Here is a 17392-nt window from a genome sequence, read left to right as displayed (position 1 = left end):
CCTACCCCACTTACAGTTTTAGTGTTTGCCCAGTGCAACGCACCAAGCCTCGCCGCGAGCCCCCTGCGGCGAAAGGTTCAGCGAGCGTCCGCTCGCTTGGGGGCTTATGGTAATGGTCAGGTCAGGCTTTGGCAAAACGCCCGCACCCTTTTGTGGCCACTCGAACAGGCACAGCGCATCGCCCTCGAAGTAGTCACGTATGCCCATGTACTCCAGCTCCTCCGGATCGACCAGGCGATACAGGTCGAAATGGAAAGCACGCACCTCACCCATCTCGTACGGTTCGACCACGGTAAAGGTCGGGCTCTTGACTGCACCAGTATGGCCCAAGCCACGGATCAGGCCACGTGAGAGCGTGGTCTTGCCCGCCCCCAGGTCACCTTCGAGAAAAATCACGCCATGACCGCCGGTCACTTCGGCAAGCCGCGCACCAAACGCGACCATGGCCGCTTCATCGGCCAGAAACAGGGTTAAGCCAGACACGCAGAATGCTCCTCCAACAACTCACGAATGACCGGCGCCAGATCACTGGCTGCCAGGCCTCTACCTTTGACGCCCAGGCGCTCGCCCGCACAGGCATGCAGCCACGCCCCCAAGCAGGCGGCCTCCCAGGCCCCCAAGCCTTGAGCCAGCAGCGCCGCCAGCACGCCGGTTAACACATCGCCCAGGCCGGCGCCGGCCATGGCCGGGTGCCCACGGTCACACCGCGCCAACTGCCCGCTCGGGTCGGCCACCAGGGTACCGGCACCCTTCAGCACGCAGACGCTGGCATAGCGGCGGGCAAGCTTGCGCGCAGCCCCTGGGCGGTCGGCTTGCACGGCCTCGGTGGAAATCCCCAGCAACCGCGCCGCCTCCCCCGGGTGCGGGGTGAGGATGCTGCCGCTGGGCAGGGCCAGGGGCGTGCGCGCCAGCAGGTTCAAGGCATCGGCATCCCAGACCTGCGGTTGCTCAGCGTTGGCCACTGCCGACAACAGGCTACGGCCCCACGCCGCCTGCCCCAACCCCGGGCCGACCACCAGCACCGAGGCACGCTCCAGCACGCCCATCAGCTGATTGGCCGAACTCACGCCCAGGCACATGGCTTCCGGCAGGCGGGCCAGGCATGCGCCGACATGTTCAGGACGCGTCGCCACGCTGACCAACCCGGCACCACAGCGCAGCGCGGCTTCGGCACTCAGTAGCACCGCACCGCCCGTACCGAGGTCGCCGCCAACCACCAGCACATGGCCGAAGTCACTTTTATGGGCATGCGCAGGCCTTGCCGGCAGGTGCGCGACGGTCACGCTGCTAAGCAGTTGCGGGGCATGCGCGGGTTGTTTGGTCTGGGGCATGGGGTCAAAGGCTCCAATGTCTGGCAGAATTATACGCACCTGAGCCCGTATTGCCTGCCCATCCATGTCCGCTTGCACACTTGACCTCCCCGCCCTGGCCCAATCCATCAAAATCTGGGGCCAAGAACTCGGTTTTGCCCATGTTGGCATCGCCGGGGTGGACCTTGGCGAGCACGAAAAGCACCTGCAGCGCTGGCTAGAAGCCGGCTATCAGGGCGAGATGGAATACCTGGCCGCTCACGATGGCAAACGCGCACACCCCGACCAGTTGATCCCCGGCACGGTAAGGGTGGTCTCGCTGCGCATGGATTACTTGCCCGGCGACACGCAGATGGCGCAACGCCTGGCCCAGCCGGAAAAGGCCTACGTATCGCGTTACGCCCTTGGCCGCGACTACCACAAGCTGGTGCGCAAGCGCGTGCAGCACCTGGCCGATCGCATCCAGGAAGCCATCGGCCCGTTCGGCTACCGGGCCTTCGTCGACAGCGCCCCGGTGCTGGAAAAGGCGATTGCCGAGCAAGCCGGGTTGGGCTGGATCGGCAAGAACACCCTGCTGCTCAATCGCAAGGCCGGCAGCTACTTCTTTTTGGCCGAGCTGTTCGTCGACCTGCCGTTGCCGGTTGACGACGCGCACACCAGCGAGCACTGCGGGCGTTGCGAGGCGTGCCTGGACATCTGCCCGACCAAAGCCTTTGTCGGGCCTTATGTGCTGGATGCCCGGCGCTGCATTTCCTACCTGACCATTGAGCTCAAGGGGGCGATCCCCGTCGAGTTGCGCTCGATGATGGGCAACCGGGTGTTTGGTTGCGACGACTGCCAGATCGTCTGCCCATGGAACCGCTTTGCCCGGCCCACGCAGGAGCAGGACTTCCAGCCGCGCCATGGGTTGGAAAATGCCGAGCTGGCCGAGATGTTCTTGTGGGACGAAAAGACCTTCCTGCGCAAGACCGAAGGCGGGCCATTGCGGCGCGCGGGTTATGAGCGCTGGTTGCGTAACCTGGCCGTGGGGTTGGGCAATGCGCCTTCGACGATCCCGGTGATCGAGGCCCTGAAGGCACGGCGCGAGGATGCCTCGGCACTGGTGCGCGAGCATGTGGAGTGGGCGCTGGAACGGCACGGTATCCAGTAGCCACGCCATCCCTGTGGGAGCGGGTTCACCCGCGAACACCGGCGGAGCCGGTGCCCTACACCGCGGTGCCTGCTTCGCGAGTAAACCCGCTCCCACAGTGACCGCGTCGCACCTGAAGGCGGCTCTATTGCTGGTCGTTGTAGTGGAACTTGGGCATTTCCCAGTGGAACCGGATCGCCAGCAAGCGCAGCAGAAACCCGCCGAACAAGGTCAGCAACATGGCCTGCTCCGCTGGCAACTGGAAGTGCACACACCCCAGATAGAACCACGCCGCCGCGAACGACACACTGGCATACAGCTCGCGACGGAACACCAGCGGGATGTCGTTACAGAAGATATCGCGCAAGATCCCCCCAAATACCCCGGTGATCACGCCGCTGATTGACGCCACCAGCATGCCCTGCCCCATCTCCAGCGCCGTCATGCAACCGATCAAGGTAAAGGCCACCAACCCCAGGGCGTCTAGCACCAGGAACATCGAGCGCAAGCGGCGCATCATGGGGGCGATGAAAATCGTCAGCAGTGCCGCGCAACTGGTCAGCACCAGGTACTCAGGGTGCTTGACCCAGGTCAGCGGGTAATGCCCGAGCAGCACGTCGCGCACCGAGCCGCCACCCAGGGCCGTGACACAGGCAATCAGCACCACGCCGAACCAGTCCATGCCGCGGCGGCCGGCAGACAACGCGCCGGTCATGGCTTCAGCGGTGATGGCAATGAGGTAGAGCATCAACAACATGGTGCGAGTCCGTGCGAGAAAGGCGCGCAGTCTAACCAGTTGCCCAGGGCACCAAAAGAGGGCACAGACACAATATCTGCGCCCTCACGCTTCACACCTTGATGAAGTGCTCGCGGTAATGGCGCAGTTCGGCAATCGACTCGCGGATATCGTCCAGCGCCAGGTGGGTGCCGCCCTTCTTGAAACTGTCGCGCACATTCGGCGCCCAGCGTGCGGCCAGCTCTTTAAGGGTCGAGACGTCGAGGTTGCGGTAGTGGAAGTAGTTTTCCAGGTTGCGCATGTGGCGATACAGGAACCGGCGGTCCTGGCAGATGCTGTTGCCGCAGATCGGCGACTTGCCCTTGGGCACCCATTGCTCGAGGAAGGCGATGGTCTGGGTCTCGGCCTCGGCCATGCTGACTTTGCTCTCGCGCACACGCTGGGTCAGGCCCGAGCCGCCGTGGGTACGGGTATTCCATTCGTCCATGCGCGCCAGCACTTCGTCACTGTGGTGAATGGCGATCACCGGGCCTTCGGCCAGGGTGTTCAGATCGCTGTCGGTGACAATCGTGGCCATCTCGATGATGACGTCGCTGTCCGGATCCAGGCCGGTCATTTCCAGGTCGATCCAGATCAGGTTCTGTGGGTTTTGCATGCAGGGGCTCCTCGTATAGGCCGTCATAGTAGCCTAGCGAGTGCGGCGGGCGCATGTGCGGCGCACCGTGCAAAGGTAAGCAGAATGGTCGGGCGCCCGGCGTGCTAAACTGCCTGCCGTTTTCAATCTGTCCCAGCACGGAATCTTCATGGCCAAACGCCAGCTCAATCGTCGCCAAAACTGGCGTATCGAAAAAATCCAGAACGAGCGCGCCGCTCGCGCCGCCAAACGCGAGCAGCACACGCTGCAGGAGCTGGAAGGCGGCGACCTGGGGCCAGAGCAACTGGGCCTGGTGATCGCGCACTTTGGCGTGCAAGTCGAAGTCGAGGCCCAGGACGGCGACGTGGCTGGGCAGATCTTCCGCTGCCACCTGCGGGCCAACCTGCCTGCGCTGGTCACCGGCGACCGCGTGGTCTGGCGGGCGGGCAACCAGGGCATCGGCGTTATCGTCGCGCAGATGCCGCGCAGCACCGAGCTGTGCCGGCCAAACAACCACGGCCAGCTCAAGCCGGTGGCGGCCAACGTCGACCTGATCGTGATCGTCTTCGCGCCAGCCCCCGAGCCCCACCCGAACCTGATCGACCGCTACTTGGTAGCCGCCGAACACGCCGGCATCCGCCCGTTGCTGCTGCTGAACAAGGCCGACCTGATCAACGACGAGAACGCCCCGGCGTTGCAGGCGCTGCTCGAGGTCTACCGCGAACTCGGCTACCCGCTGCTGGAGGTTTCGGCCCACCAGGGTGACGGCATGCAACGCCTGCAGCAGATGCTGGACGGGCACATCAGCGTGTTCGTCGGCCAGTCGGGCGTGGGCAAGTCGTCGCTGGTCAACAGCCTGCTGCCCGCTGCCGACACCCGCGTCGGCGACCTGTCCGAATGGTCGGGCCAAGGCACGCACACCACCACCACCGCGCGCCTTTACCACTTCCCCAACGGCGGCGACTTGATCGACTCGCCGGGTATTCGCGAGTTCGGCCTGGGCCATGTCAGCCGCGATGACGTGGAAGGGGGCTTCATCGAGTTCCGCGACCTGTTCGGCACCTGCCGCTTCCGCGACTGCAAGCATGACCGCGAGCCGGGCTGTGCGCTGCTCAAGGCGCTGGACGAAGGCCGGATCAAGCAGCAACGCATGAACAGCTACCGCTCGATCATCGCCAGCCTGCCGGAAGACAGCTACTAACCCGCCTGATTTGTAGGAAATATTACCGGAGCGCGTAAGACCGCTCCGGTTTTAGCGTCATCTATTGCCCCTTCTCCTGCTTTCGCTGATGGTCATGGCTTCTATCAGGGAGGGCAACCGCCATGCCGGTTCTTATCAGCTACCGCCACGAAGAGCGGCTCGACGCGTTCATCCTCAATGAGCGCCTGCTGCTCGAAGGCATCCCCACCCAGCTGGTGCAATACGACAGCGATGGGCAGACCCGCGATGACCTCTATGGCAGTTTCTGCCAGCAGATGAGCGATGCCACCCATTGGGTCGGCGTGTTGCCGGCCAGCGTCGGTGAACAATGGTGGACTGCCTGGCTGCTGGGGGCTGCGGCAATGGGCTGCCGCCGGGTGAGTTTCTATTGCAAAGGGCCAGGCACACTGCCTGAGTGCCTGGGCAGATGGCCGATCATGCGCGAGCGCCCGCACATCGACCTGTTCGTGCGTGCGTATCACGATGAGCGCACGTTCGAGCGGGCCATGTCATTGCCGCCAGGGCGAGGGTTAGGGGCTGACCGGGATAATGCCGACTACTTTCATGCCGACCTCAAAGCCAAGATCCGCCGGGGGTTCTGAATGCATTGGGGCCGCTACGCGCCCCATCGCCGGCAAGCCGGCTCCCACAGATAGGGTGTGGGCCTGAGCTTCCCACAACCCCTGTGGGAGCAACTGTCTTGCGGTGCTTGTTCCGGCCTCATCGCTGGCAAGCCAGCGCCCACAGGTGCGGCGCTTGACTTGGAGGCTACATAGTTCGGGTGGGAGCTGGCTTGCCAGCGATGGGCCGCAGAGCGGCCCCAGTCACTTACTGCTCCTTGGCTTCGTCCATCTTCAGCGTGCCATCTTCGAAGATGTTCAGCTTCTGACGCAGCTCGCGTGGCTGCATCGGCGCTTGCTCTGCGCCCGGCACAGCGGGGGCCGAAGAAGCCCCTGGCGCGGCGCCGGCAGGCGGTGCTGGCTGGGCCGGAGGCGTTTCGGGCGCAGCCTGCTCACCTTCGATGTCACGCTGGGCCTTCTTGGTCAGCACGATGATGTCGATACGCCGGTTGACCGGGTTGAACGGGTTCTTGCGGTCGAACAACGACGACGACGCATAACCCACCACCCGGGCCACTTGCCCATCCGGATAGCCCCCGGCAACCAGCGCACGCCGCGCCGCGTTGGCACGGTTGGCCGACAACTCCCAGTTGCCGAACTCACCGGTGCCGGCGAACGGCTTGGCATCGGTGTGGCCGCTGACGCTGATCTTGTTCGGCACCGCCTTGATGGTGTCGGCCATGGCCAGCAGGATGTCTTCGAAATACGGCTGCAGACGCGCACTGCCGAGGTCGAACATCGGCCGGTTCTCGGCATCCATAATCTGGATACGCAAACCGTCCTGGGTGATCTCGAACAGGATCTGGTCCTTGAACTTCTGCAGTTGCGGGTTTTCTTCGACCTTGTTCTGCAGTTCCTGCAGCAACAGCTCAAGGCGCTCGCGCTCGACCTGTTCGGCCATGGTCTCGACCTGGTCCTTGTTCAGCTGAACCGTGGACTCCTGTGTCGGCTCGGTCTTCACCTCAGGGTTGATGGTCTTTTCCGGCGCCATCTCGGGCGAGCCGCCCAGGTCGATCACGTAGGGCGTGCCACTCTCGGAGAAGCCGATCGGGTCCTGGAAGTAACCGGCAATGGCGATTTTCTGCTCGGGGGTGGCTGTGGATAACAGCCACAGCACCAGGAAAAACGCCATCATCGCCGTGGCGAAGTCGGCAAAGGCGATTTTCCAGGCGCCGCCATGATGGCCGCCGCCGAAGCGCTTGACGCGCTTGATGATGATCGGCTGATTGTTTTCCATGACTCAGCGACCGCGAACCGCTTGTTCCAGCTCGGCAAAACTTGGGCGGTGTTTCGGGTAGAGCACCTTGCGCCCGAATTCCACAGCCAGGGATGGCGGCATGCCAGAGGCCGACGCGACCAGCGAGGCCTTGATCGACTCATAAAGGTTGAGCTCTTCCTTGGCATCGTGCTCCAGGCACTTGGCCAAGGGGCCGAAGAAGCCATAGGCCGCCAAGATACCGAAGAACGTACCGACCAACGCCGCACCGACGTGCATGCCGATGGCCGCCTGGTCGCCGTCGCCCAGCGAGGCCATGGTCACCACGATACCCAGTACCGCCGCAACGATACCGAAGCCGGGCATGCCGTCGGCAATGCCGGTCACCGCGTGGGAGGGGTGTTCGAGCTCTTCCTTCATGCTCAGCAGCTCCATGTCGAACAAGCCTTCGAGCTCGTGCGGGGCCATGTTGCCGGTGGACATGATGCGCAAGTAGTCGCAGACGAACGCCGTCATGCGCTCATCCGCCAGCACGGTGGGGTACTTGGCGAAGATCGGGCTGGCTGCGGCGTCCTCGATATCACTCTCGATGGCCATCATGCCTTCACGACGGCTCTTGTTGAGGATCTCGTACACCAGGCCCAGCACTTCCAGGTAGAAGGCATGGGAGAAGCGCGACCCGAACATCTTCATCGACTTCTTGATGACGTGCATGGTCATGTGGCCAGGGTTGGCCTGCAAGAATGCACCGAAGGCCGCACCGCCGATGATCAGTACTTCGAACGGCTGGATCAGCGCCGCAATCTTGCCGTGGGAGAGCACGTATCCGCCGAGCACGCTCGCGAATACGACGATGATGCCGATAATTTTAGCCATAGGTTCAAAGCACTTGCTGTCGTGGTCGGGGTATGAGACTGGGAGCTTTAAAACTCTTCTTCTACTTATCGGCAGAACTGCGCCAGACTATAGCCACTCAAAGCGAAAAGCCAGTTCGGACTGATGTCAAAATGCCAATTGAAACCAAGGTGCCCGCTCAGCCGCCGCGTACGTTAGAGGCTTGGGTAAAGCTGCTGGAGAGTGTCCGCATCCCCGTGCCGAAGCACAGTCACGACCGGGTAATCGCTGCCATCAATGACAGCCGCCGCTCGCTGCGCGATATCGCCGAACTGATGCAGGACAGCCCGGCATTGGTGCTTTCCGTGCTGCGTGAGGCCAATCACCCGACCAACGCCAGCCAGGCCGAGCCTGCCGAGAGCCTGGAAATCGCCCTTAACCGGCTGGGCCTGGCCCGCACCGAGCAGTTGCTCAAGCGCCTGCCCTCCGTGCCCGTCGAAGAAATCCCGCCAGTGCTCAGCCAGTTCCAGCTGATCAGCCAGCACGCTTCGCAGCAGGCCAGCGGCCTGTTCGCCAGCCGCCTGGCACGGCTGTGGCAGGAAATTCACTGGGGCAGCCTGCTGTTCCTGTCACCCCTGTGGCCGCTGGCACTGGCCTACCCCAAGCTGCTCGACACCTGGGAGCTGCGGGTTATCCACAAAGGCGAGGACGCCGCACAGGTAGAAGAAGAACTGTTTGGCGTGCGCATCATGGCGCTGTGCCGGACCATGGCGGAGTACTGGCGCTTGCCGCAGTGGGTAACCCAGGGTTACCGCCTGCTGCTGGAAGAACGCGAACAACTGGCCCAGGTGCTGAGTATCGCCCGCGACGAAGACCTGCTCAGCCAGCAACACCGCCTGGATGCCGAGCCGGGCCTGCGCCGCTGGTTCAACCAGCCGGCCAACACCGTGCTGCTGGCCAACAACCTTGCGCTGGCGGCGCAGGTGGGCTGGGACAACCCGCACCTGCTGCGTTGGCAGCTGCTGACTGCGCTCTACCTGCAAACCTCGCTGGAAGACGTGCAACAGCAAGTGCACCAGCAGGCTGCGGCCAGCGCCCGCCGCCACGCCAGGCATGCCCTGTTCCACCCGGCGGAAGCACTGATCTGGCCCTGGCACCAGCGCCGCCCGCACCCGGACATGCTAGCCCCACCACCGCCCAGTAGCGACGACCTGGCGCGCTGGCGCAAGCTGTGCCAGGACCTGTTGGCCCAGCCCAGCCCGTTCACCAATACCGTGCACCTGGCCACCCAGGCCCGCGAAGCCCTACTGGCCTGCGGCATGCAACGCATCCTGCTGCTGAGCCTGGACAAGGCCAGCGACTACCTGCGCGTGCAACAGGCCGCCGGCTTGCCCAAAGAGGCCGGAGCCCTGGCCCTGCAGGTGTCGCAAAACAAACTGCTGCAAAAGCTGATGGCCCAGGCCGGACAGTTGCGCATCACCCCGGAAAACCACAGCCAGTTCTCGGCCCTGCTGCCCGCCCCGCTGCGCGCCCTGTTCCGCAGCGAGCACGTGCTGCTGCGCTCGCTGGCGGTAAACGATCAGGTGCTGATGCTGATGGTGGCCGACCAGGGCTGCCGGCCATTGGCCGATATCAGCGTGCAAGCCTTTGGTAAAACCGCGCAATGCATCGAGCGCGCGCTGTCGGTGTTTGCCAACCGCAAGGGCTGAGCCTTGCGCTACAATCGCCCCTCTTTCCACACTGGAGACCGTGGATGACTGACTTTTCCGGCCTGCCCCTGGTGATCGAAGCCGCAGACCTGCTGCCGCGCCTGGATTCGCCACAGCTGATCCTGGTCGACCTGAGCAGCGCCAACCGCTATGTCAGCGGCCATATCCCCGGCGCACGCTTCGTCGAGGGCAAGCGCACCCAGCTGGGCCAGCCACCCGCACCTGGCCTGGTACCGGCCCTGGGCGACCTGGAAAAACTGTTCAGCGAACTCGGCCACCGCAACGATGCCGTCTATGTGGTGTATGACGATGAAGGCGGCGGCTGGGCCGGGCGCTTCATCTGGTTGCTCGACGTGATCGGCCACAAGGCTTACCACTACCTCAATGGTGGTATCCAGGCCTGGCCGGCAGACACGCTGGTGACCGACGTACCGGCGCCGGCGAACACGCCCGTACGCTTGCACGTGCATGGCGAGCCAACCGCCACCCGCGAATACCTGCAAAGCCGCCTGGGCGCCGATGACCTGGTCATCTGGGACGCCCGCGGCCCGCAGGAATACAGCGGCGAGAAGGTTCTGGCGGCCAAAGGCGGTCATATTCCCGGCGCGATCAACTTCGAGTGGACTGCCGGCATGGACCTCAATGACCACCTGCGCATCCGCCAGGACATCGCCGACGTCCTCGAAAAGCTGGGCATCACCCCCGACAAGGAAGTGATCACCCACTGCCAGACCCACCGCCGCTCCGGTTTCACCTACCTGGTGGCCAAATCCCTCGGCTACCCACGCGTCAAGGCCTACGCCGGCTCGTGGAGCGAATGGGGCAACCACCCGGACACGCCTGTAGAAGTCTAAGGAACCTGCATGAAATCCCGTTTGTTCATCATCAGCCAGTACCTGCTGCCGCACCACCTGCTGTCGCGGCTGGCCGGCTGCATTGCCGAGTGCCGTGCACGCTGGTTCAAAAACGCCTTCACCGCCTGGTTTGCCAAGCGCTACCAGGTGAACATGTCCGAGGCCCTGGTCGAAGACCTGAGCGCTTACGAACACTTCAACGCCTTCTTCACCCGTGCCCTGAAGCCCGGCGCCCGTCCGCTGGACGAAACCCCCGGTGCCATCCTGTGCCCGGCCGACGGCGCGGTCAGCCAGCTTGGCCCGATCGAGCACGGCCGCATCTTCCAGGCCAAGGGCCACGGCTTCAGCGCGCAAGAGCTGCTGGGCGGCGATCCAGCCATGGCTGCGCCGTTCATGGGCGGTGAGTTTGCCACCATCTACCTGTCGCCGAAGGACTACCACCGTGTGCACATGCCGCTGGCCGGCACCCTGCGCGAGATGGTGTACGTGCCGGGCCGCCTGTTCTCGGTGAACCAGACCACTGCAGAAAACGTCCCCGAGCTGTTTGCCCGTAACGAGCGTGTGGTGTGCCTATTCGACACCGAGCGTGGGCCGATGGCCGTGGTGCTGGTAGGTGCGATGATCGTCGCCTCGATCGAGACGGTCTGGGCCGGTTTGGTAACCCCGCCCAAGCGTGAGCTGAAGACCTTCCGTTACGACGAAGGCAGCCGCGCGCCGATCCACTTGGAAAAAGGCGCCGAGCTGGGCCGCTTCAAACTGGGTTCGACCGCCATCGTGCTGTTCGGGCCAGAGCAGGTGAAGTGGGCAGAAAGCCTGGGTGCCGGTTCGGCGGTGCGCATGGGGCAGCTACTGGCAGCGCCTGCCGAAGCCTGAGGCCAGCAAGTACACATGCCCCTGCAGGAGCAGCCTTGTGCTGCGAAGAGGCCAGCGAAGACAGCTAAATCTTCGCCGCTTCACCGGCCTCTTCGCAGCGCAAGGCTGCTCCTACAGAGATCAGGGCTGCAAACCAGCCCCAAAATCTCGAATCAGCCGCGCGCGTCGCGGTCACGCAGCCCCAGCAGATACAGCACACCGTCCAGCCCCAGGGTCGAAATCGCCTGCTTGGCCGATTGACGTACCAGCGGCTTGGCACGGAACGCCACGCCCAGGCCTGCCAAGGACAGCATCGGCAGGTCATTGGCACCATCACCCACGGCGATGGTCTGGTCCAGTTGCAAGCCCTCTTCGCTGGCCAACTGCTGCAGCAGCTCAGCCTTGCGCTGCGCATCGACGATAGGTTCAACGGCCACGCCAGTTACCTTGCCGTCGACCACTTCCAGCTCGTTGGCGAACACGTAATCGATGCCCAGGCGCGCCTGCACCTGTCGGGCGAAGTACGTAAAGCCACCCGACAGAATCGCAGTCGTGTAGCCCAGGCGCTTGAGCTCGGCGAACAGGTTCTCGGCACCTTCAGTCAGGCGCAGCGAGGCACCGATCTCATCCAACACGCCCACGTCCAGGCCCTTGAGCAACGCCATGCGCTCTTTGAAGCTGGCGCGGAAGTCCAGCTCGCCGCGCATGGCCCGCTCAGTGATTGCAGCCACTTGCTCGCCGACGCCGGCAGCCTTGGCCAGTTCGTCAATGACCTCGGCCTCGATCAGGGTCGAGTCCATGTCGAACACCGCCAGGCGGCGGTTGCGACGGAACAAGTCGTCCTTCTGGAAGGCGATGTCGATGCTCAACGCTTCAGCCAGGGCGAAGAAGTCTGCACGCAAGGCCTGGGCATCGCTCGGCTCGCCGCGCACGGAAATCTCGACAGCCGCCTTGCCCTTCTCGGTGTCGGCATCCAGGCCCACACGGGCAGACAGTCGCTCGATGCGCTCGATGGTCAGGCCGTACTGGCTGATGACCGCGCTGACCCGTTGCAGCTGCTCTGGGGTAATCTTGCGACTGAGCAGGGTGACGATATGACGCGCCTCACCGTGGCCATCGGCCCAATGCTGGTAATCAGCCTCGGAAATCGGCGTGTAACGTGCCTGCAGATTGAGCTCATGGGCCTTGGCCTGCACGCTTTGCAGCAGGTTGGTGGCCACTTCGTTGTCCGGGATATCGACCAGAATGCCGAACGACAAGGTGCCGTGCATGACCGCCAGGCCGATGTCGAGGATGTTCACACCACCCTGCAGCAGGACGCCGGTGATGGCCGCGGTGAGACCGGGACGGTCTTCACCTGTGATGTTGATCAGGACGATTTCGCGCAAGACCGGACTCCGACTTCGATGAAAAATGCGCATTCTACCGATTTTCCGTGACCATCGGGCGCGAACGATACTTTGCCGAAAAAACCGGGGTCGCTATACTGCCCCTCACTTTTATGCCATTAAGAGCCGAGCGCTGTGAACCGGCCCACCCCCGTCAAGCCAGACAACTTCTTCCTGATGATCTATCGTGCCCTGAGTCAACGTCGCGTCCCTCTGGCGCTGCGCATCGCCTTCACCAACATTTTCCTGGTGGCGCTGGCACTGGTCATCTATGCCTGCGTGATGGGCCTGCAGTTCAAGCAGGCCATGCACGAGCAGGCGGATGCGCTCGGCCAAAGCCTGACCACGCAGACGGCCACGTCGGCCACGGAGCTGTTGGTGTCCAACGACATCCTCAGCCTCAACGTGCTGCTGGGTAACCTGGTGAAAAACCCATTGGTGGCCCATGCGGCGATCTACAGCGTGGACAACCGCATCCTTGCCGAAGCTGGCCAGCGCCCGCGCAACAGCCTGCTGGGCGAGGCCGAAGGCCTGTACCAGACCAAGATCACCTTCCAGGACGTCACCGCCGGGCAACTGCGCATCAGCCTGGACATGGGCCAGTTCCAGCAGCCGATGTTGATCAGCCTTCAGAGCATGGGCATCCTCGCCGCCATCCTGCTGGCCCTGGCACTGAGCTTGAGCCTGCGCCAGGCCCGCCATATCACCCTGCCGCTGCTGCAACTGCGTGTCTGGCTGCGCGACCCGCACCCCTACACCCCGGCCACCGACCGTCAGGACGAGATCGGTGACATCGCCCGCCAGTTGCACACTCGCCTGGCCCCGCCGCCGCCACCAGAGCCAGAGCCAGAAGACGAGGACGACGAAGACACTTTCGAGCACCTGCACGAAGCCCCACCGGCCCCCAAGGCTGCCCCGCGCGCCAAGGTTGTCGCCCAGGCAGACGACGAGGACGATGAAGCCTTCGCCGGGTTGCTCGACAACGAGGACAGCGCCCCGAAGGCGGTGCCGTTCGAGTCTGACGAGCCGCAAAACAGTGCAGTGCTGGCCGTGCAGCTCGGCTCGCAAGAGCAATTGCGCCGCCTGCCGCGCACGCGCCTGACCGAGTTGCTGGAGCGCTACCGCGACTGCCTGGAGCATGCCGCCTCACTGTATGAGGGCGAAACCCACACACTCAACGACGGCAGTACTCTGGTGCTGTTCCACAGCCGCGACTGTGGCGAGGACTACCTGACCAATGCGATCTGCTGCGGCGAGCTGCTGCGCGCACTGGGCCATGCCTTGCAGATCGAAGTCGCGGACAGTGGCATTACCCTGCAACTGCAGCTGGGCCTGGCCCTGGGTAACGACCTGCATGGGCTGGAGCTGGTCGACCTGCTGATGGCTGAAAAAGCTCAGGATGCCCTGGCACTGTCGCAGCACAGCCGCAACCTGTTGCTGGTGGAGCGTCAGATCAGCGACGACGCACTGATTCGTCAGCGCGCGCGGATCCGCCCGATTGCCAGCCCCGAAGGCGCGTGCTGCGTGGAACGGCTGATGGAGCCTTACCCGTCGATGCTGGAACGGCAACTGGCGCGGATGCACGAGCGTCGAGCCTGATTGTAGGAGCAGCCTTGTGCTGCGAAGGGGCCGGCCCTAACAACAGAGATGCATTGCCAGCCCCGGCCTCTTCGCAGCGCAAGGCTGCTCCTACAGCGATCACCTAGCAGATACGAAAAAGCCCGCACATGTGCGGGCTTTTTCGTATCTGGCGGAACCATCAGAACCGATAGACTTCCATATCGGTACGGATCGGCGAAGCCATCGGGATCTTGGATTTCTCCGGCGCCTTCTTCACCTGTACCGGTGCAGCTGGCTTTTTCGGCGCTTCTTCGGCAATGGCAGGCTGATTGGCCAACGGTTTGACCGCCGTGCTCAATTGTTCAGCCAGCTTTTGCAGCAATTGCCCTTGCGCCTGCACCTGCGACGCCTCGCTACCCTCGTGCTGCTGCTCGAGGTGAACGATGCGGTTGTCGCGCACATGGCCACGACGGTCGAGCAGACGCCATTGGGCATCGAGAATCGCCGGCTGGTCCTTGCCAGAATCCAGGCGGGTAATCGACAGCAAGACTTGCACGTCCGGGCTGAAGCCAGCGGTTGCCGGTGCCAGGACCACGCGCTGGCTGTCCAGGCGCCAGGCCAGCTGGCGAACCAGCAACTGGTCAATGTCCGACGAGAGGCTGCCCGCCCAACGACCGTCGGTCGCCGAACTCAGGCTGCCATCGGCCTGACGCTGCAGGAACGTCTCGCGTTGCAGGTAATCGGCAACCGACACCGGGCCGAGCACCACGGCCATGCCCGCGCTTTGCGACGGCTGGCCAGGATCACCGCTGTCGAGCTGGTACAAGGCAACCGGCTGATGCATGCTGCATCCGCCCAGCCCCAAAAGGCCCGTCATCAACAGCGCAAATGGAAGGCGCAGAAGTTTCATCATCCCATCCAGGCGGTCGCCACAGGCAGACCGCAGTGATACTCATGTAGATTCAATCGGGCACACGGCTACGCCGGCACCGCAGGGGCCATATCATCCGCGAAATAGCTGTCCGACTCCAGCATTTCTGCCTGGAACGGCGCTGAAATTGCCGTTCCAGACATTTCACCGGGTTACGCCGGACCTTCCACCTGCAACCCATCGACACGCTGGAAGCCGCGTGGCAGCTTGCTGCCGCGCCGGCCCCGTTCGCCCTTGTAGTGCTCCAGGTCGTCCGCTTTCAGAGATAGCGTACGCTTGCCGGCTTGCAATACAAGGGTCGCCCCTTCGGCCATCACCGCCAGGTCGGTGACAAATTCTTCACGGCTGGCCACCCGATCACCGGGCACGCCGATGATCTTGTTGCCCTTGCCTTTACCCAGTTGCGGCAAGTCGCTGACCTTGAACACCAGCAGCCGGCCCTCGGTGGTCACCGCTGCCAGCCAATCCTGCTCGCGGTTGGCCACCGGGCGTGGCGTCATCACTTTTGCCCCGCTGGGCAGGCTGAGCAGGCCCTTGCCGGCCTTGTTCTTGGCCTGCAGGTCTTCGCCCTTGACCACGAACCCGTAGCCGGCGTCCGACGCCACCACATACAGGGCGTCATCGTCAGGCAACAGCACACACTCGAAGGTTGCCCCAGGTGGCGGTGTCAGGCGGCCGGTCAGCGGCTCGCCCTGCCCCCGCGCCGACGGCAGGGTATGCGCGGCCACCGAATAGCTGCGGCCCGTAGAGTCGATCAGCACGGCAAACTGGTTGGAGCGCCCGGCAGCGGCGGCCTTGAAGCCATCGCCCGCCTTGTACGAGAGGCCGGTGGCATCGATGTCGTGGCCCTTGGCGCAACGCACCCAGCCCTTTTCCGACAGTACGACGGTGACCGGTTCGGTCGGCATCAGCTCGTTTTCCGACAGCGCCTTGGCCTCGGCACGCTCGACGATTGGCGAACGGCGGTCATCGCCATAGGTTTCGGCGTCCTTGATCAGCTCGGTGCGCACCAGCTTGCGCAGCTTGGCGTCGCTGCCGAGCAAGGCCAGCAGCTTGGCCTGCTCTTTGAGCAGTTCGTCCTGCTCGCCGCGAATCTTCATTTCTTCAAGGCGCGCCAGCTGCCGCAGGCGGGTCTCGAGGATGTAGTCGGCCTGGATTTCAGTCAGTTGGAAGCGGTCGATCAACGCCTGCTTGGGATGCTCCTCGGTGCGGATGATGTGAATCACTTCATCCAGGTTGAGGAAGGCCGTCAACAAGCCCTCAAGCAGGTGCAGGCGACGCTCAACCTTGTCCAGACGGTGTTGCAGCCGGCGACGGACGGTAGTGGTTCGGAACTCCAGCCACTCCAGCAACAGGGCGCGCAGGTTCTTCAGCTGCGGCCGGCCGTCGAGGCCAATAATGTTGACGTTGACCCGGTAGCTGCTTTCCAGGTCGGTGGTGGCGAACAAATGCTGCATCAGTTCGTCGGCATCCACGCGGTTGGAGCGCGGGATGATGACAATGCGGCACGGGTTCTCGTGGTCCGACTCGTCACGCAGGTCGGCCACCATCGGCAGCTTCTTGGCCTGCATCTGGGCGGCGATCTGCTCCAGTACCTTGGCCCCGGAGACCTGGTGCGGCAGTGCGGTGACCACCACATCGCCATCTTCGACACGATAAACGGCGCGCATGCGGATCGAACCGCGGCCGGTTTCGTAGATCTTCAGGATCTCGGCGCGCGGGGTGATGATCTCAGCTTCGGTCGGGTAGTCCGGGCCCTGGATGTGCTCGCACAGTTGCTCGATCGTGGCCTTGGGCTCGTCGAGCAAACGGACGCAGGCACTGGCCACTTCACGCAGGTTGTGCGGCGGCACGTCGGTGGCCATGCCCACGGCGATACCGGTGGTGCCGTTGAGCAGGATGTTGGGCAGGCGCGCTGGCAATACCGCGGGCTCCTGCAGGGTACCGTCGAAGTTCGGCACCCAGTCCACGGTGCCCTGGCCCACTTCGTTGAGCAGCACTTCGGCGTAGCGCGACAGCCTTGCTTCGGTGTAACGCATCGCGGCGAACGACTTCGGATCGTCGGGCGCACCCCAGTTGCCCTGGCCATCGACCAGGGTGTAGCGGTAGCTGAACGGCTGCGCCATCAACACCATGGCTTCGTAGCAGGCCGAGTCGCCGTGGGGGTGGAACTTGCCGAGCACGTCGCCGACGGTACGCGCCGACTTCTTGTGCTTGGCATCGGCATCGAGCCCCAACTCGCTCATGGCGTAGACGATGCGTCGCTGCACCGGCTTCAGGCCGTCGCCGATGTGCGGCAGGGCCCGGTCCATGATCACGTACATGGAGTAGTTGAGGTAGGCCTGTTCGGTGAAGTCCGCCAGCGAGCGGCGTTCGACGCCGTCGAGGCTGAGTTCCAGTGAGTCGCTCATGCGGGCC

Annotated in this window: 16 protein-coding genes; 7 read left to right on the top strand and 9 right to left on the bottom strand. The window is 63.7% G+C overall.

Annotated elements, in window-relative coordinates:
- Positions 1–18 precede the first annotated feature (18 nt).
- Both tsaE and HU750_RS05010 read right to left on the bottom strand, forming a co-directional pair.
- Entirely contained in the window at positions 19–483 is a 465-nt protein-coding gene (gene tsaE, locus HU750_RS05015) for a tRNA (adenosine(37)-N6)-threonylcarbamoyltransferase complex ATPase subunit type 1 TsaE (RefSeq protein ID WP_027592527.1), read from the bottom strand.
- On the bottom strand, positions 471–1331 hold the full coding sequence (locus tag HU750_RS05010; protein WP_027592526.1) for an NAD(P)H-hydrate dehydratase: 861 nt from the start codon (positions 1329–1331) through the stop codon (positions 471–473). The genes tsaE and HU750_RS05010 overlap by 13 nt, the downstream gene beginning before the upstream one ends.
- A gap of 64 nt (positions 1332–1395) precedes the next feature.
- On the opposite strand from HU750_RS05010, the gene queG reads away from it, so the two are divergent.
- Positions 1396–2460 carry a tRNA epoxyqueuosine(34) reductase QueG gene (queG, locus tag HU750_RS05005; RefSeq protein WP_027592525.1) on the top strand — a complete coding sequence of 355 codons (1065 nt, stop codon included), beginning with the start codon at positions 1396–1398 and terminating at the stop codon, positions 2458–2460.
- 124 nt (positions 2461–2584) lie between these two features.
- On the opposite strand, the gene HU750_RS05000 is transcribed toward queG, so the two are convergent.
- Both HU750_RS05000 and orn read right to left on the bottom strand, forming a co-directional pair.
- Positions 2585–3196 carry a trimeric intracellular cation channel family protein gene (locus HU750_RS05000; protein WP_027592524.1) on the bottom strand — a complete coding sequence of 204 codons (612 nt, stop codon included), beginning with the start codon at positions 3194–3196 and terminating at the stop codon, positions 2585–2587.
- Positions 3197–3287: 91 nt separating this feature from the next.
- Entirely contained in the window at positions 3288–3830 is a 543-nt protein-coding gene (gene orn, locus HU750_RS04995) for an oligoribonuclease (RefSeq protein WP_186677353.1), read from the bottom strand.
- A gap of 148 nt (positions 3831–3978) precedes the next feature.
- Here orn and rsgA point away from each other — a divergent pair, with 148 nt between their 5' ends.
- A complete protein-coding gene (rsgA, locus tag HU750_RS04990; RefSeq protein ID WP_099455496.1) occupies positions 3979–5010 on the top strand; it encodes a small ribosomal subunit biogenesis GTPase RsgA in 1032 nt (343 codons plus the stop codon).
- A gap of 122 nt (positions 5011–5132) precedes the next feature.
- On the top strand, positions 5133–5612 hold the full coding sequence (locus tag HU750_RS04985; protein WP_027592521.1) for a hypothetical protein: 480 nt from the start codon (positions 5133–5135) through the stop codon (positions 5610–5612).
- Between the two features lie 226 nt (positions 5613–5838).
- On the opposite strand, the gene motB is transcribed toward HU750_RS04985, so the two are convergent.
- Together motB and motA are read right to left on the bottom strand one after the other, a co-directional pair.
- Entirely contained in the window at positions 5839–6867 is a 1029-nt protein-coding gene (gene motB / locus HU750_RS04980; protein WP_027592520.1) for a flagellar motor protein MotB, read from the bottom strand.
- A gap of 3 nt (positions 6868–6870) precedes the next feature.
- On the bottom strand, positions 6871–7722 hold the full coding sequence (gene motA, locus HU750_RS04975; RefSeq protein WP_027592519.1) for a flagellar motor stator protein MotA: 852 nt from the start codon (positions 7720–7722) through the stop codon (positions 6871–6873).
- Between the two features lie 131 nt (positions 7723–7853).
- On the opposite strand from motA, the gene HU750_RS04970 reads away from it, so the two are divergent.
- Genes HU750_RS04970 through asd form a run of 3 tightly spaced genes read left to right on the top strand, consistent with a single transcriptional unit; the run spans position 7854 to position 11116 of the window.
- The gene (locus HU750_RS04970) at positions 7854–9389 is read left to right on the top strand and encodes an HDOD domain-containing protein (RefSeq protein WP_186677350.1); all 1536 of its coding nucleotides are present in this window, start codon (positions 7854–7856) and stop codon (positions 9387–9389) included.
- A 44-nt stretch (positions 9390–9433) separates the two neighbouring features.
- Positions 9434–10243 (top strand): rhodanese-like domain-containing protein, encoded by an 810-nt coding sequence (locus HU750_RS27080; protein ID WP_099455500.1) that lies wholly within the window; start codon positions 9434–9436, stop codon positions 10241–10243.
- A 9-nt stretch (positions 10244–10252) separates the two neighbouring features.
- The gene (asd, locus tag HU750_RS27075) at positions 10253–11116 is read left to right on the top strand and encodes an archaetidylserine decarboxylase (RefSeq protein WP_099430587.1); all 864 of its coding nucleotides are present in this window, start codon (positions 10253–10255) and stop codon (positions 11114–11116) included.
- A 152-nt stretch (positions 11117–11268) separates the two neighbouring features.
- Here the strand turns inward: asd and serB are convergent, their stop codons facing one another.
- A complete protein-coding gene (gene serB, locus HU750_RS04960; protein ID WP_186677348.1) occupies positions 11269–12483 on the bottom strand; it encodes a phosphoserine phosphatase SerB in 1215 nt (404 codons plus the stop codon).
- A gap of 135 nt (positions 12484–12618) precedes the next feature.
- On the opposite strand from serB, the gene HU750_RS04955 reads away from it, so the two are divergent.
- Positions 12619–14082 (top strand): AhpA/YtjB family protein, encoded by a 1464-nt coding sequence (locus HU750_RS04955; RefSeq protein ID WP_027592514.1) that lies wholly within the window; start codon positions 12619–12621, stop codon positions 14080–14082.
- A 160-nt stretch (positions 14083–14242) separates the two neighbouring features.
- Here HU750_RS04955 and HU750_RS04950 read toward each other — a convergent pair whose 3' ends face one another.
- Positions 14243–14953 (bottom strand): PqiC family protein, encoded by a 711-nt coding sequence (locus tag HU750_RS04950; RefSeq protein ID WP_027592513.1) that lies wholly within the window; start codon positions 14951–14953, stop codon positions 14243–14245.
- Between the two features lie 173 nt (positions 14954–15126).
- Positions 15127–17385: a DNA topoisomerase IV subunit A gene (parC, locus tag HU750_RS04945; RefSeq protein ID WP_186677346.1), complete on the bottom strand. Its 2259-nt coding sequence runs from the start codon at positions 17383–17385 to the stop codon at positions 15127–15129.
- Between the last annotated feature and the right edge of the window lie 7 nt (positions 17386–17392).

Source organism: Pseudomonas sp. SWRI50 (assembly GCF_014269095.1).
Lineage (GTDB): Bacteria > Pseudomonadota > Gammaproteobacteria > Pseudomonadales > Pseudomonadaceae > Aquipseudomonas > Aquipseudomonas kermanshahensis.
Note: the sequence above shows the minus strand (reverse complement) of the source record. Positions and strands in the feature narration are given on the sequence as shown.

What these genes read in the sequence shown, in the direction of transcription:
- queG (WP_027592525.1), top strand. Translation starts at nt 1,396, where the DNA reads ATGTCCGCTTGCACACTTGACCTCCCCGCCCTGGCCCAATCCATCAAA.
- HU750_RS04985 (WP_027592521.1), top strand. Translation starts at nt 5,133, where the DNA reads ATGCCGGTTCTTATCAGCTACCGCCACGAAGAGCGGCTCGACGCGTTC.
- motA (WP_027592519.1), bottom strand. Translation starts at nt 7,722, where the DNA reads ATGGCTAAAATTATCGGCATCATCGTCGTATTCGCGAGCGTGCTCGGC.
- HU750_RS04970 (WP_186677350.1), top strand. Translation starts at nt 7,854, where the DNA reads ATGCCAATTGAAACCAAGGTGCCCGCTCAGCCGCCGCGTACGTTAGAG.
- asd (WP_099430587.1), top strand. Translation starts at nt 10,253, where the DNA reads ATGAAATCCCGTTTGTTCATCATCAGCCAGTACCTGCTGCCGCACCAC.
- HU750_RS05010 (WP_027592526.1), bottom strand. Translation starts at nt 1,331, where the DNA reads ATGCCCCAGACCAAACAACCCGCGCATGCCCCGCAACTGCTTAGCAGC.
- orn (WP_186677353.1), bottom strand. Translation starts at nt 3,830, where the DNA reads ATGCAAAACCCACAGAACCTGATCTGGATCGACCTGGAAATGACCGGC.
- motB (WP_027592520.1), bottom strand. Translation starts at nt 6,867, where the DNA reads ATGGAAAACAATCAGCCGATCATCATCAAGCGCGTCAAGCGCTTCGGC.
- parC (WP_186677346.1), bottom strand. Translation starts at nt 17,385, where the DNA reads ATGAGCGACTCACTGGAACTCAGCCTCGACGGCGTCGAACGCCGCTCG.
- HU750_RS04950 (WP_027592513.1), bottom strand. Translation starts at nt 14,953, where the DNA reads ATGAAACTTCTGCGCCTTCCATTTGCGCTGTTGATGACGGGCCTTTTG.
- HU750_RS05000 (WP_027592524.1), bottom strand. Translation starts at nt 3,196, where the DNA reads ATGTTGTTGATGCTCTACCTCATTGCCATCACCGCTGAAGCCATGACC.
- HU750_RS27080 (WP_099455500.1), top strand. Translation starts at nt 9,434, where the DNA reads ATGACTGACTTTTCCGGCCTGCCCCTGGTGATCGAAGCCGCAGACCTG.
- rsgA (WP_099455496.1), top strand. Translation starts at nt 3,979, where the DNA reads ATGGCCAAACGCCAGCTCAATCGTCGCCAAAACTGGCGTATCGAAAAA.